This window comes from Bacillus sp. FSL R9-9410 (assembly GCF_038050385.1).
Taxonomy (GTDB): Bacteria; Bacillota; Bacilli; order Bacillales; family Bacillaceae_G; genus Bacillus_A; species Bacillus_A cereus_U.
Genome location: NZ_JBBOTV010000004.1, coordinates 180,652 through 196,002 on the forward strand (window position 1 = coordinate 180,652; position 15,351 = coordinate 196,002).

Genomic DNA, 15,351 nt, shown 5'->3' on the forward strand with positions numbered 1-15,351 from the left:
TACCCAGAATCGTTTCCGTACCCCTTTAATGATGGAGAGAGGCATCTTGAAAACATATTGGAGCATACAAAATAATAAAGCATAGGAAAATAGCAGTTTAATTCAGCATAAAATTAAATGTAGACTATTGATATGTTTTTTTGTTTTTTTATTAATAAATACGGTACGTGAAATTATTATATTGTACTTAAAAAAAGCCCCTTGAAAGGAGCCTCTTATTTTACAAGGTACTGTTCTACTTCTTTTATTAATAGTTCTGCACCTTCTGGACTTAATGTTATCTTACCATTTGCTAATGATATGTTACGATTTGTCACTTCTCCTGTTAGTGCACAAACACGACCAGGCTGATACTTCTGTAAAACGATGTCTTCTCCTTCTACAAAGATCTCTAATGGTGATTTTTCTTTAATACCTAGCGTATTTCTAAGTTCCTTTGGAATTACCACACGCCCTAATTCATCTACTTTTCTAGTCACTCCGGTTGCTTTCATCTGGCATCTTTCCCCATTTCATTATCAATTGTACCCAAGTTATTCTTTACTATTGTAACAAGCTTTCCCCATACATGAAAATTTAGTTTCATTTACAAAAGAACAGATAAAACAAATAGAAAATTATTGGCATGAAAATAAGCTGAAGAATCGAAATGAAGCAATTCGTCAGATCGTAGACAAAGGGTTAAGTCGTAAATAATGACTACCCTTTTTATTTTTCCTAAAAAACCTAAAAACGCATGTAAAGTCCGTTTCTCCCTTTACATACGTTTTTATGACAAATACGACTTATTATATTAACAACTAATTAAAAATCTCATACAATCAAATCTGAAGAGTCATTTTTGTGTTAAACTGATTTTTCTCATGTATTCTTTAAACAAATGAAAAAGAGCCGGATTTTCATCACAGCTCATGTATTAATTGGTTCTGTATGTGTACATGTGGGATATTGAGAACAGCCAAAAAACTTATTTCCTGTTTTATTCGAATTTCGAATGACTAAATCATGTTTACATGTTGGACATCTCCGTTCTGCAGGTGTTACCCCTTGATATACATCTTCAGCCGAATATTCGGGATTAATTTTATTAATCAATTTCTGAAGTTCTACACGATCTATTAGTTTTACATTACAAGCTTCCGCTAATTCCTTTGCTTGTCTTGTATATACACTGTTTGTTACAACCCAGCCCTCATGTGCTTTGTAATAGGCTTGTGCTGCATATATCTCTTGTACGGCACTGATGCCGACTCTATTTTTCATCCCGTAGCGTTTCGCCTGGATTACAATACGATTTTTCCCCTTCAATACCAGATCCGCTCCGAAATCATTTGACTGCTTTGTGACTGTTGGAGAATAACCCAACTCTCGAAAGAGAGCTTTTAGATATACTTCGAATTGATGTCCGTCCATTTTGTCTATATAGCGAATACCGGACTTAGCTATTCGCTTCAGTATTCTTCGCTCCCGAAACTTTCGGTACATAAATTTACAAATACGGAAAAGAACATAAAAGATAAAACCATAAATCAAAATTTGTAATATGTTTGGCATTTCTGGTAGATTAGACACTTCTCTCCACCTCTTTAATTGGTTTTACTTTCTTTGGTTGTGCTGTATCTTTTACCTGTTGCTCACTCACTTGTTTCTTCCGGACATCGTTCCAATCTTCTTTTTCATTCTTTGGAATATCCTCTTTAAGATCTACAAAGCATTTCATCGTTTGAATGAAGTCTCTCCCAGCCTTATCATTATCAACTGCCATAATGACCTCTTTAATATCGTGCCCTTCTTTTTTCGCATCCATTAAAGATTCAATCACTGTTTTGGACTTCAAACCATGCATAGAAACCAGGCGAGCGTTTTGGATATTATTTTGCTTGATACTCCAATGGGATAACATATCAATCGGATCTTCATAAAAATAGATTTTATCCGGCTTACCCACATCAACCGTAAAACCTGCATTGATTTTTTCATAATTCGGGACGATTTGTTTAAAGCTGCCTCTTTTGTTCTCCATTTTTACAGTACCTTGACGGTTCATTCCAATTACTTGCCCTTTGCCACCTTCTTCTCTCCATTTGAACACGACATTGTTTTTCTTATCCTGGACGATGAGATCCTTTTTAATTAGCCAGTTCACCAAGCGAGAATCTATTTTCCGTTCATTAATTAGATATTCTTTAATCTCTGTTTGCTTATTTACTTCCAGGTGTTTGGGATAACTAAAAGGCTGCTGTTCTTTTTTGTGTTCCTCTTCAGCTTTTGAACGATCAAACTCTTTGTAATCCCCTTTATTGATGTCTAATACAGCTTGCGGAAATGTCATTTCATAGTACATCATCGCAAAGCTAATCGCTCCATATCCCTTTTCGCCACGACTATTCCAGGCATATTGATTTCCTTTAATAAGAAGACTGTCATGTTCCGTATGACGAAAATAGTTTCCTTCTTTCTTAAACGTTTCTCCCTTTGCTTCCAGATATGAAATCAAGTCAATATTTCTTGCTTTCATCGCATCCTCCGTACTGACATGTGCCATTACGGAATCCCCCCTTTACTCTATAAAATGAAATAAAAAAGAGGACTATTCCGTTTCCTAGTCCTCTTTTACATGCATTCAATTTTTATTTGCCGAATAAGAATTTTAATCGCTTCTCCTGTACGCTGTATGATAAACGAGCGTCAAATTTCTTCCCGTTTTTGTTCGAGATAAACCCCTTGATCTGATCCGTTACATTCTTCTCTAATAACTTTTTCACATGGTTACTACTTAGATTTTTACCAGAGAATGTACCAAAAATAATAAAGTCACAGCCTTTTTTGTATTTCTCACATAAGTAGTTACTTTTCCCTACAAGAACTCTACTCTTACATAATGGACATTTGCCAATAGTACGATCTTCAGTCGTTGGAAAACGGAATTTCAAACTTCCGTCCGCTTCCATATAGATAGCTGCTGTAAATTCTCCCTTTTCCCCTTGAAAACCGTTTATAAAATCGGTTGTTTTATACTGGATTAGCTTCTTCATTTGATTACCAGGGATTGCTTTCCCTTTCATTTTGTCTGGTAACATAAAATCACATCCGTTTTTATGCTCCGTGCAACCATAAAATGTTTTACGATGAAGCATATCCCCTTTTTTACATTTTGGACATTTACCAAATGACAGCTCCTCTTGTGTTGGGAACTGAAATTTAACTTTCCCTTCATGTAACACTAGATAAGCGGAAAACTCCTTCTCATTGGACTTAAATCCTTTTAAAAGATCTGTTTTCTTATCCTCAAACAGCTTTTTCGCTTGCGCTTCCGGAATTGCTTTTTCTTTAATTTTTTTCGGTAAGGAGATTTCACATTCCGGATAATTACTGCAACCATAGAAATTACCTTTATGAAGGATTTTTCCTTTTCTACAAGGGCATTTGCACACCTCAATCTGCTGATTCCAAGTATTAATAATGCTATCCGACACTTTATCATCCATTGCGCCTAATTGTTCCACCGTATCTTTTACAAACGTATTTGTTTTCTCTACAAATTCCTCATATTTCATTTCTTTCTTTTCGATCATGTAGATCATCCCTTCCATTTCAGCCGTATAAGCTGGATCTTTGATTTCATCTACCGGAAAAGCATCTATAAACGCACGACCAATATTAGTGGTTCGAATCTGACTGTTGGTAACATCAATATAGCTTCGCTCTAACAGTTTCGGAATAAACGTTTCTTCCGTTGCGACTGTCCCAATCCGTTTTCCCTTCATAAGTTCTTTCAAATGTTCATCATCCAATTTACGTCCTGCCGTCTCCATAAAGGTTAAAATGGAACTTTCCGTATGAAAGGCTGGTTTCTTTGTTCGAGACTCAATCAAGTCATACTGAACGATTCTGAAAGAATCTCCTTCTCGTAAAATAGGTATCTGAAATGCTTCAACTGATCCCTCTTCTATATCCTCTTGAAACACACTTAGAAACCCTTTCTCTTGTAGGATCTTTTCTTTTGTACTGTATGTGTTGCCCTCTTGATCTATAAAATGCACTTCTCTTACCAGGTAGATTGCTGGTTTCATAAAATTCCCGATAAATCGTTTTATAATTAAGTCATATAACTGTTTTTCTAATGGATTTCGGTTGGTTCCGGCATATAATTTTGTTGTTGGGATGATAGCAAAATGACTACTTACTAACTCATCATTAAAAGTAGTATGTTTTTTCGTAATAGAAGATGGAACCACTTGTTGTACTAGATTTGCATAGGAGCTCTTTTCTAGTGCTCCCATTACTTCTTTCACTCGTTCCACTTGTTCTGTAGGTAAGTGCCTGGATGAAGAACGAGGGTACGTGATAAAGCCTTCTTCATACAAACTCTGAATATGTTTTTTTGCTGTTTCTGCATTTATCTTCATCTTAGCGTGAGCATCTTTGTAGATATCCGTTAAGTTATATAATAGTTTTGGTTTCTTTTTTCTTGTACTTTCTTTAAATTCGGTTATGATTACATTTGTTGCTTTCAAACTTTCTCCAAGTTTTTGGAGTGGGGATGGATCTATCAGTTGTTCTTCTGTTTTCATCACCGGTGATAAACCATTTTCCGTTAATAGCTTTACATTATAGTAGGTTTGTTCTTTATAGTTTTGAATTGCAATTTCCCTTTGACGAATTTCATTCAAGATACACATTTGAACACGACCGGAAGCCAATAAGAATTGGTTTCTTGCCAATTTCGATGTACAACCTCTCGTAACATTAATGCCTAGAATATAGTCCAGGTATTGCCTTGCTTTAGCGGAATGAGCAAGCCCGTCATAGTCTGTTCCTGGTTCTAATCGCTTCAACGCTCCCTCTAATTCTGCGGCCTCATAAGAAGAGATAAAAAGACGGGATTCTCGCTTGTTCACACCTGCATGTTCAACTATTTCACGATAGATAAGCTCACCCTCTCTATCTGCATCACAGGAGTTGACCACATGATCCACATCGGGACGATTTAACAACTTAACTAATATTTGAATTTGTTCGAGACTATCCGATTTCTCTTTATATTCCGGCTCTAAAATAATGGGTAAGTGATCAAATTTAAATTCTTTGTATCTCTCGTCCATCTCCTCCGGATGTTTTAGTTCTAATAAATGCCCCCGGCACCAACTAATAATGTAATTTTCATTTTCATAGTAGCCATAATACGGCTTGCTTCCTGGATGCTTTTGCGAGTTTCTAAATCTAGGTGATTTTAATAATTCAACAGCTACCTTCGGCTTTTCTGCAATGAACAATGTTTTTCCCATACGTAATACCTCCTATTAATCTGCAATTTCAGTTTTACGCTTCCATTTCTTATTTCTGCGCTTTTTCATCATTCTGTGACCAAATAATAATAATGTGTTCAAAAAGACCGCTACAAGGAACATACAGCCCGCAAACAGCCATACATTCATGACATTCACTCCTTTCGTTCTATAAACAAGAAAGAGGGCTTTTCCTTTTACCCTCTTTCATTTTTAGATATAAAAAAATCACTTTCCGTTTCCTCAATTGAGTAAAAAAAAATGATTTAATCTGGTGTTCCTGTTATAAAGTTTTTCATCGTTCCATTTCCATTGTTTCTTTTTTTCTATTTGATTTCTTTGTAGCCTTCGAATGTTCTACATTACCTGGATCTGGCTCCTTGTCTTTTTCTTTATTATTCGTTTGTTTTCCGTTTAATGGCTGAATTTTTTTATCTACATCCATTTCCTTAGAAGTTGTGGACTGATTGAACGTTATTCCTTCTTTCCCAAGCTTCTCATTCACCTGCTTTTCTAATTTCACAACGTGTTCCTGGCTTACCAGCTCATTATCAATCGAAACATACTTTGTTGTATAATATCGCTCTTCAGCTTTTACACGAGTGACAATACTATCAATATCATCTGGTGTTTCTTCATATTGTGAACGTTTGTATGCTTCGTATTTCCGGCTTAAATCCTTATCTAATGTAGTTGACTCTTTTTCTTTTGAAGGCTGAATTTGTTGATCTAAAGAGGCAATAGGTGCATATCCTTCCTTTTTCATTTCCTTATACAATTCCACTTCTTTTTCATTAAATGAGTAATCTTTTTGCGCCTCCACTTTATCAACTAAGAGTCCATATCGTTCATCTTTTACGATTTCATCTAGACTCATATTTGCATCTTTTTCATAAACAACAAATGACAAATTTCCTCTTCCATCAAAAATAGAACTTTGAACCTTTTCATATAAATCTGGTTTCAAAATGTTATCTAAATAGACATTTTCTCGTTTCCCGTTCTTTTCCATTAGGGAAACATATAAATCTTCCCGATCTGTTTTATCTTGATTCCATACAGACAAATAATTTATATCTTTCGTAACGGCATCCATCATGTGGATTCTTGCCAGTTCTTCATCTTGCATACCATTTGCTAATACTTCAATTGTAACTAAGTGGTTGGGTGTCTCTTTCGATTTTTCTAATGTATTTTCTTGTGCTTTTTCCATCGGTATTTCTTTGTTATTTCTATGATTCACTACCTCATCTCGTAACGCTTGTTTCACTTCATCCGATAGATACCTTTTCTCGTTTAATACTTGTTCATACGGAGTCTTGTAGTCTCCATCCCCCATATCCAAACGATCCATACTCACAAGCTCCATTCTCCCAAAATCCCTATCTACTTCTTTAGGAATGGCGATATGGTAACGAGTTTTATCATATGGTACATATTCATCTCTTTCTCTTGCTTCCTCTTTTGCTGTTTCAATATTTGAAATGACTTCAGACATTTTTTCATTGGCTTCTCCAAATGGGATCAATTGATTACTTTTAAAATTTCCATTTTCACTCCATTGAATTAACATAGTTGGACGAGTAATGTCATTCTGATTTAGTGCTGCATACTTTTCTTGATTTGCCACGTTAAATGCATCTATATATTCCTTATCACTCAATTTTTCTCCACCTTCTACAGGCTCAAACGCTCGATTTCTATCTGCCTGCTCCCTTAACTCTGTAACGGAAACAAGCTCTTGTGTCGTGTTACTTAAACTCATATATTCGACCACCAAAATGTTTTTTTCATCCTGTTTTTCATTTCTATTTGCCATGCCTTCCACCTCTTTTTCATTTGTTTTTTCTTTTTCCTTTTCTAGTGTGTTTTCAATTGTTTCAATAAATTCAATCGAAGTTTCATGTACCTCTTTTAATAATTTCGTTTTATCTTTCATTTCTTTTCCTTGTGTCCAGCTCGCTAAATATCCTAGCGAATATTCGCTTGTATCAATCCCGAAATAAGAAGATACGGCATAAGCGGTCATTTCTGCTTGAAACTCTTTTTCGGGTGCTGTGTAATTCATATGTGTCTCTGCTGTATGAAGTTTTGCATGTGCCAATTCATGAAGTAAGGTTTTTACATTTTGCAATTCACTGTTTCGTGGATTCAAGGCGACTTCTTTTGTTAAGGTGTAGCTAACACCCTTTGCGACACCCAGTTCTGATTTTGGTTCAATAATTTTCACACCGTTTTTTTCCGCAACAGCCTCCATCCCTCTGTACAAACTCTTGTAATCTTTTACGCTTCCTTCTAGCCAACGATTCGGAAAAATACGAGGTAGATCTTCCGCTTTTGCGTTCGTTTGCGACATATCAAATACATGACCAACAGCAAAATATAAGCGACCAGGTATCACTTCTACACTTTTAGATTCGATTTGTTTTTTCTCTTCCTCACTTGCTTTAGTTACTGTTTTCCAAGTGCCTTCTTTGTCTTTGAATTTTGCTATAGTTCTGTTTGGAACAAGGATCTGGATTCCTTTCTCACCCTTCTTAACCGCAAACCCTTTTTCTTTCCAAAAAGAAAAGGAACCAACTGCCTTGGTTCCTTCAAATTGACTCTGTATTAATGAAATATTAGATGGTGAATAGTGATAAAACTTTGCCATAAACGATAAATAATCTTTCAAATCTCCCGGTGTACGAAAATAGCCTTCTATACTTTTTTCCATCTTTTTTGTTAAAGCTTGCACCGCTTCTTTCTTTTCTTCTGGTGATTTCGTTTGATAATTTTTCTTATAATTCTTACTCATGATCTTCTCCTACTCTTTCACTCGCTCTTTGCAATTCCTCCATATCTTCTTCATTCCATCTTTCCGTTGTGTCAAAGAAAAGTGCATGTGTTTTTACGTTAACCGGAACTAACATATTCTCTTGATTCATAACATGAACTGCAAGTTCTTCCTCTTGTTCTCGTGTAATTTTGATTGTTAGTTCTTCCTCTTTTACAAGTAAAACGAGTTCACCTTCTCCAATTTCTTTAATGACTCCTAATGCGATATCTTCATGAAATAATAACATCCTAATAACCTCCTATTTTTTTATAAAAAAGAACAATGTAGCTTATGTTACATTGTTCTTTGTTGCCTCGTGATCTATACGTTTTTGTCTCGCATGACTAATTCGTTCCGCTACGACTTCCTTTGCCATTTTCACGCCACCGACTTCTATTTTATCCGTAGTAATAATACTCTCTAAATCTAAGTCATTGGCAAAGAAGTATCCATTCATTAATTCAATTAAAACTTGTGTATTTCGATCCGCACTATTTGCACCAAGCCGAATTTTTGTTAACTCACTTTTTAATATGTCATGAAGATTTTTAGAAACAATTTCTGAAATATAATTCAATGACCATTCTGCATTTTTTGATGCTTGATGTTCTCTACAAATCCTTACAATTGCTTCACCGTTATATCTGATATTGTGTTCTTCCATATAATCTTTAATATACGTATCTGTTTCTTCATCCAATGTAATTTGCATGCGAAAGTCTTTCATTTAATAACCCCTCTCATTTTGATATGCACTTTCTTTTTGCATACGCTCATAATACTTTTGGTTCTTCCAGCTTTCATATTCACTTTTAAAAGCACGTTCTACTTTCCTCATAGAATACTGAATAGATACATTCTGTTGAAATTTTTGAAACGGCTTTGTTTTTTTCATGTGATGGATTCTCTTTTGTTCTTTATCATATGCCTTCATTTCTTGTAAAAAAGCGTTCCCCATTCTTTTATACAGGTCATTGATTTTGTTCGTCTTATAATTTTCATATTGCTTCTTATCATATTTCCCTTCTCCATATGCTCCTTTAAAAACTTGAACTTCTTTATCTAACTTTTGGAGGAACTGATCGTAATCTTTTTTATGATGATGTTGAATATATCTCCTGCTTAATTCATCAATTTCCGGCTTTAATGGCTGAATGGTATTGTAGCTATACTGCCACTGTCTTTTATCACTTGGTAACTGTTTATAGATTTGTAAAAACAATGGTTTCAAATGTTCATTGCGCCAATCAAAAACGGAATCTTCTTTTTTACTTCCCACCATGTTTTTTCGAATCAGATCATTAATTTGTTTCTGTTCCTGCTTACGATCTAACAAATTGTTTACGACTTTTCCTTTCATTGCATCCAATGTTTTTGGTTTTCTTTTACCACGTTCTCTCGTTGGAAATGGTTCAACAGTTGCCACATGAATATGAATGTTATCCGTATTAAAATGAATTGCTGCCGACCAGGTAGAACTTTTTTCTAATCCCTCCCTTTTCTGCATTTCCTTCATCGCAAGCCGTGTCACATCCATTAACTTTTTTTCGTCCAATGTTTTAGTTTTCTCATCATATATGCCTTGTTCCTCTAGCCAAGGATTATGAAAAGAAATGACATCTTGCCACATGATACTTCCATTTTCGTGAGCGGTTTTAAACATTTCCTTTAAGGTTTTTTTCTCACTTTCTGTTAAACGATTTGAGTGTTCCGTAAACAGTGCCGATGTCTTTTCTGGATTCCCCATATATTCTTGGTACGTCTCAAACATTTTTGGATTCAACTTCACTTCACTTTGTGCTTCTTCCCGGTCTACATACTCAATATAGTTCTGGAATGCATCGGAACTCGGTAATACAAATTTTGTTTTTAAAACAACACCAGGGGTAACAGAAGATTGAACAGTGACTGCATTACTCATTTTCATCATCCTGCATCATGAGTTGTATAAACTCATTCATTTTTTTCATTTCGCTATAACAATCATTCATCATATGGATGTTCTTTTGGATGATATTTTCTAATTCCATTTCTCTTTTATTTTGTTGCTGAAAAAATGCCAACATTTCAATTTGGCCTTTCAAAAACTTCTGCCTGGATAATCCTTTCCTCTTTGCAATTTCATCTATTTTCTTTACGGCAATTGGATCTACTTCTCTAATTCTGATTTCCACTTTTCCCTCTCCTTTCTGCAATTGTGGGTAGAGATCAAAAAATAGCGAGAAGAGCATAAGGGGTTTTTGTTCCCACCTAAGGTGTGAAGCTAGGCGGAGCCTAGCGAAACGATGGGAACAAGAAAACCTTCTAGGTGTAGACTCACTCACGACACAAAATCTTATGATGTAGACTCACTCACGACTCATTTTTTCGTGATGTGGACTCACTCACGATACGAAATCTCTTGATGTAGACTCACTCACGACATGACTTTTTTCACTTTTTATTAATTTCTTGTGCCTTTTCTTCTAACTTTTTGATCTTATCTCGTGCAATTTTTTGTTCTCCTTTAAACAACTCAACGTTCTTTTCTGATGATTTTATTTTAGATTCTAAGGATGCTATTTTTGATTGTGTTTCCGTTTTTTCCGCTTCAGTTTGGTACTTCATTTCATCTTTTAATTCTTTTACTTTTTCATAAACTGACTTCGCATTTTCTTCTTCCAGTTTGATTGCTTTTCCATAATTTTTGATTTTTGTTTCGATATCTTTTTTGTCTCTTTCTATAAAATCTAGCTCATATGTTTTTTTATCTTCAGCTAACAATTCATCATTTGCTTTTGTTTTTCTTTGATCGGTAAAAATCGTCTGAACTAATTTATTCGGACTTTTTGTTGATGCATTTTCTTCTTCATATTCGTTAACATCTTGTGTGAATTTACGAATATCCATTTGTTCGTTTTCACTGTTTTTATTATAAATATCAAAAGCTAACGCTCCCCAATTCGGAGATAATTCCTTTACTTCTACTACGTAATTTCCGTTCTCTTCATACAATACTTTGACAGGTAACTGAACACCTGGATTTGCTTTTTGCTGTGCCTTAAATATAAATCCTGTTTCCTCATATCGTTCTATCCGAAAGCGAATTTGTATAAAGTTTTTGTGTGGATTGTATTCCCTTTGTTCTACAATCAATTTCCCCATTCCCGACAACTTAATTACTTTATTTGTTTCCGTATGGAACAATCTTTCATCGTTCGGCATGTAAATTTTAGATGTCAAGAAAGCGAAAAAACCCAAAAATAGAAAGCTGATAATTGCTAGGTAGATCCACGACTTATTTTTTCTTAGATTGATTCTTTCACTCTTCTTACTAATTGCACCTATCACACTCTCACCCCACCTTTTTTCGTTATAAAACTTTCATATTGAGTTCTTCTACACTCGTAACTCGCCATGTTTCTTTTTCTTTTTTTATGATGATTCGCAACACATTGTTGACTTTTTCTTCTCGATTCTGCGTTGAATCTGTCGTGACATTTATAAATTCAGCTAGCACATTTAATTTCTCTTGATCGGGTTCATTTTCTTGTAAATAAAACTTCATTTCTATTGGTTTCGTTTTATACGTATCTCCTAATTCGTATTTATCAGTTGGATAAAATTGTTGTAATAGTTCTTCACTCATAATGGATTTTGCTTTTTCTTTTCGCTCACTGTAGCCTTCTTTTTCTCGATGAAATGATAATTGAATAAACGTTTCGGCTGTCGATAAGTACGCTCTTCTCTGTTGTTCTTGTGCGGATGGAAGCACCTTTTCAAGTCGTTTTTTTAAGTCTTCATTTTGTTTTGTTAGTAATTCATTTGAAAGTTTTAACTGTTTTTCCTTTCCATCACTCATTGATTTTTTGCTCAAATAGATATTAAAAGCTGTCACACCTACAACTAAAATGACAAACACAATAAACAAAAATTTTCGTTTATCTTTCATATCCATTCCTCCTTTACTTCGTAATATCGTTTAGTTGTTTAGTAGCATTCCAGTAGGATTGTATTCCTGTTTTAGCCGCTTCTTCTGAAGGGAAATTTGCTACCACCCATAAATATGTTTTCCCTTCATAGTCAAATATATTGTGCTCTATAAAGTGTGCTATCTCGTTTGCTTTCAATTCCCGATGTAAAAGAAAATTATCACCATCTTTTTCAATCAAATAATTCGATGGTTTTATAACTGCATTTTCAAATCCCTTAACTGGCGCTTCTATTAATTTCATTGTAATTTCCCCTTTACTTTTTCATATTTTTAGAACCTTCTTACATGACCAGAAAAGACTTTTTGCCAATACGGATTATTTAAATCTTCAATGGAAACACCTTTATTTGTTTGGCATCCAATGAATGTATTTTTATCAATTACAATTCCAACGTGTCCGTCATGCTTGTAGGTATCAAAGAAAATAACATCACCCGGTTTCATATCATTTGCTGATACTTTTGTACCAATTTTATTTAATGTTTCCGTACTTACGGCTCCTATCGGACTGGTATACATCCCCACTTGTTCGAATGCCCAGCGTACAAAACTTGAACAATCAAAAATCCCTCTTGCAATGTCATTTGTGTTACGTCCACCACCAAATACATATGTAGAACGCCCTATCCATTGACGACCTACATCGGCAACTTTTGAACCGCTACTTCCTCCACTTCCTGGATTTCCTCCACCACCAGAAACGACAGACCCCGGTTGATAATATTTCAAAACCGCATCGACGTACAGGTAGAGTAAGCACCCAGCGCCTTTCCACGTTTCTGTGATAGGTTTCCAAATGCTCCTCTCCGAACCGGACTTACATGTCTCCATGTATCCGGCTCTCCATCTGTCATCTGCATTTTATATCTCGCCTTTGTGTCTTTTTAAATGACACTCTTTACAAAGAGCGATTGTTTTACGATTTCTCGCTATCATTTGTTGTTCGAGATATGATTTATTCGACTTTTCCCGAAGGTTTTTCAACCTTTTAACGTGATGCATGTGTATGGTTGTATTGCTTCGTCCACATGATTCGCACGTTTCCGCTTTTATTCGGTCTGAGAGCCTTGTTGTACTCATTGTGTATCTAGTATTTTGCACAACATCTGTTAGCTCTTTAGAAATTCCGTTTATTCTCGGAAAATTGCGCTCGATAAAGTGGATTTGTTTTATTCCTCTTTTTGTTTCATATTCCACTGTAAAGCGTCCATTTTTCATATACTTTTTCCGAATATGTTTGGTACGCTTTTTATATTTCGTAGCGAATGTTTTCAACATCGAATAAAACATGAAGTAAGCGAACCTATGCATATGATTACTCACGTTCTCGGCTAGTCGATAATAGTTATACAATCCACGTATTTCACTGTTATACTGGGAAACAATCTCTAAGTCTTCATTTCGTTGAAAGTAATTTCTTGGTTTAGGCTTCCAAGTGCCGTTGGCACTCATTTGGATGGCTTGGTATTTTTGCAACTTATTTACCCATGCTTTATGTGGCATTTTTAATTGGACTTTGCCATTTAACACTCTTATTTTTCTACCTAATTTATCCGTACGAATTGCTTGGCTTTTGAATATCTTGATTTCATATCCAAGAAACTGGGCTTGTTTATTTGATGCATTTGTTATTAACGTTTTTTCCATGGACAGTTCCAATTTCAACTTATCTTTTAGAAATTTTGCTATTTCTTCTTTTACGTATTGGGCATCCTCTTTTGAACCGATGATTCCTATCAAGAAGTCATCTGCATATCTTACATAAGTAAGTCTTCTATATTCATTGTCCATTTGATCGCTGTAAGGCATTTGTGTTAGTTTTTTCTTCAGTACCTTCACTTCTTGCTTCCAGTTTTCGATACTATCAGAGTCTTCTTGTTCATTGGTATTATCAATTTTCTTCTCAAGCCTACGCATTTTACTTCGTACGTTTTCATATTCAGGATTTTTCTTTCGTCTCTTTCCTTGATTGAAGCTATTCTTAAAAGATTCCATATATACGTCCAATTCATTAAGGTAAATATTTGAGAGTATCGGGCTTATAATACCACCTTGTGGAGCTCCACTATATGTGTTGTGAAACTTCCACTCGTCTAAATACCCCGCACGTAAGAACTTCCAAATGAGTTCTATGAAATTTTCATCGGAAATTTTTCTTCGCAGAATCCCCATTAAAGTATGATGTTCAATGTTATCAAAGAAACCCCGAATGTCTCCTTCTATGAACCATTTACTTCCTGTAAAAGTACGCTTTATTTCTAATAGAGCGCTATGACAACTTTTATTTTTCCGGTACGCGTGTGAGGAATTAGAAAAATTCGGTTCATAGATTGCTTCTAAAATCATGCGAATAACTTCTTGCACTAATTTGTCACAGAAGCTGGGTATTCCTAGAGGTCTTTTCTTACCATTTTTCTTCGGTATATAGACTCTTTTGGACGGGTAGGGTTGATAACTCTTGTTTTTCAACACTTCAATAAGCTGTTCTACTTCTTCCATAGAAAATCCATCAATAGACCTTTGGTCTACTCCCATAGTTAATGCACCATCGTTTTTACTTAAATTATTGTATGCCAGTAAAAAGAAATCTGGATTGTAAAGATTTCGATAGAGTCTTGTATATTGATACTTTTTATCGAGACTCTTCTTTCGCAGATTGCTTAATACTACTTTTGGACATTGCATAGTGCCTTTCGCACCTCCCCAATTTGGTAATAAGCTAACAGACTGCCTTCCTTCGCCTTGTACTAGGCTTTCCCTAGCTCTGACTACTATGAAGGCTCCGTTGCCATATCAGATATTCATAAGCCATACTTCTTGACTGTTGGGTCTTGAAGTTATCCTTAATAGCCATTTTGGCATTCTGACGTAGGCAATCCCCATTTAGTAGACAAGGAACTTGCACGTACGATTTCGGATACGACGTTCACACGTTTCTTCTATATAGAAGTGGGCAACAGATGACCTTATTCATGTAGGATGACATACACTATCCTCATGACATCTGTTAAATCTCGTTCGTAAGCATCTTCCGAGATTAGTTACGGTGGCCTCCCTTGTGCTATCGTTCAAGCAGTCTAGCTTTTATCCTTATTCGTACTTTATATCTTGCCGTTCAGTCGTGGCTTGATGCTTAGCCAACTTACGGCTTTCTTGGCATGCTGTTGTCCCCCTTCAGTTTCCCTCCAAGGTAAACCAAGTAATACTAGGTCATTTAAGGTTAACCTAACGGTTTGCAATCACCGTTTTTCCTTGCCCCCTTATGGGCGCAC

At 35.4% G+C, this 15,351-nt stretch carries 14 protein-coding genes and 1 pseudogene; all 15 read right to left on the reverse strand.

Features of this window, described 5'->3' with window-relative positions; all coding sequences use genetic code 11:
- Positions 1-215: 215 nt before the first annotated feature.
- The 15 genes and pseudogenes from MKX77_RS29915 to MKX77_RS29985 all read right to left on the reverse strand — a co-directional run bounded on the left by MKX77_RS29915 (position 216) and on the right by MKX77_RS29985 (position 14,764).
- On the reverse strand, positions 216-494 hold the full coding sequence (locus MKX77_RS29915) for an AbrB/MazE/SpoVT family DNA-binding domain-containing protein (protein WP_341308648.1): 279 nt from the start codon (positions 492-494) through the stop codon (positions 216-218).
- Positions 495-909: 415 nt separating this feature from the next.
- Complete coding sequence (locus MKX77_RS29920; RefSeq protein WP_341308649.1) at positions 910-1,572, reverse strand: restriction endonuclease; 663 nt, start codon at positions 1,570-1,572, stop codon at positions 910-912.
- A complete protein-coding gene (locus MKX77_RS29925; protein ID WP_341308650.1) occupies positions 1,565-2,545 on the reverse strand; it encodes a DUF3991 and TOPRIM domain-containing protein in 981 nt (326 codons plus the stop codon). The genes MKX77_RS29920 and MKX77_RS29925 overlap by 8 nt, the downstream gene beginning before the upstream one ends.
- 85 nt (positions 2,546-2,630) lie before the next feature.
- Positions 2,631-5,288 carry a type IA DNA topoisomerase gene (locus tag MKX77_RS29930; protein WP_341308651.1) on the reverse strand — a complete coding sequence of 886 codons (2,658 nt, stop codon included), beginning with the start codon at positions 5,286-5,288 and terminating at the stop codon, positions 2,631-2,633.
- 15 nt (positions 5,289-5,303) lie between these two features.
- Positions 5,304-5,438, reverse strand: coding sequence for a hypothetical protein (locus MKX77_RS29935; RefSeq protein ID WP_255295623.1), 135 nt, complete (start codon positions 5,436-5,438; stop codon positions 5,304-5,306).
- Between the two features lie 145 nt (positions 5,439-5,583).
- Positions 5,584-8,085 carry an LPD25 domain-containing protein gene (locus MKX77_RS29940; RefSeq protein WP_341308652.1) on the reverse strand — a complete coding sequence of 834 codons (2,502 nt, stop codon included), beginning with the start codon at positions 8,083-8,085 and terminating at the stop codon, positions 5,584-5,586.
- The gene (locus MKX77_RS29945; RefSeq protein WP_219375697.1) at positions 8,078-8,353 is read right to left on the reverse strand and encodes a hypothetical protein; all 276 of its coding nucleotides are present in this window, start codon (positions 8,351-8,353) and stop codon (positions 8,078-8,080) included. The genes MKX77_RS29940 and MKX77_RS29945 overlap by 8 nt, the downstream gene beginning before the upstream one ends.
- 42 nt (positions 8,354-8,395) lie before the next feature.
- Complete coding sequence (locus MKX77_RS29950; protein WP_341308653.1) at positions 8,396-8,833, reverse strand: hypothetical protein; 438 nt, start codon at positions 8,831-8,833, stop codon at positions 8,396-8,398.
- On the reverse strand, positions 8,834-10,027 hold the full coding sequence (gene mobP2, locus MKX77_RS29955; protein WP_341308654.1) for a MobP2 family relaxase: 1,194 nt from the start codon (positions 10,025-10,027) through the stop codon (positions 8,834-8,836).
- The gene (locus tag MKX77_RS29960) at positions 10,020-10,280 is read right to left on the reverse strand and encodes a hypothetical protein (protein ID WP_341308655.1); all 261 of its coding nucleotides are present in this window, start codon (positions 10,278-10,280) and stop codon (positions 10,020-10,022) included. Before MKX77_RS29960 ends, mobP2 begins: the two co-directional genes overlap by 8 nt.
- A 259-nt stretch (positions 10,281-10,539) precedes the next feature.
- On the reverse strand, positions 10,540-11,436 hold the full coding sequence (locus tag MKX77_RS29965) for a hypothetical protein (protein ID WP_341308656.1): 897 nt from the start codon (positions 11,434-11,436) through the stop codon (positions 10,540-10,542).
- 22 nt (positions 11,437-11,458) lie between these two features.
- On the reverse strand, positions 11,459-12,037 hold the full coding sequence (locus MKX77_RS29970) for a MerR family transcriptional regulator (protein WP_341308657.1): 579 nt from the start codon (positions 12,035-12,037) through the stop codon (positions 11,459-11,461).
- 13 nt (positions 12,038-12,050) lie between these two features.
- Entirely contained in the window at positions 12,051-12,320 is a 270-nt protein-coding gene (locus MKX77_RS29975; protein WP_044440889.1) for a hypothetical protein, read from the reverse strand.
- A 29-nt stretch (positions 12,321-12,349) separates the two neighbouring features.
- A pseudogene (locus MKX77_RS29980) lies at positions 12,350-12,826 on the reverse strand (C40 family peptidase); the annotation flags it as partial.
- 114 nt (positions 12,827-12,940) lie between these two features.
- A complete protein-coding gene (locus MKX77_RS29985) occupies positions 12,941-14,764 on the reverse strand; it encodes a reverse transcriptase domain-containing protein (protein ID WP_341306235.1) in 1,824 nt (607 codons plus the stop codon).
- Between the last annotated feature and the right edge of the window lie 587 nt (positions 14,765-15,351).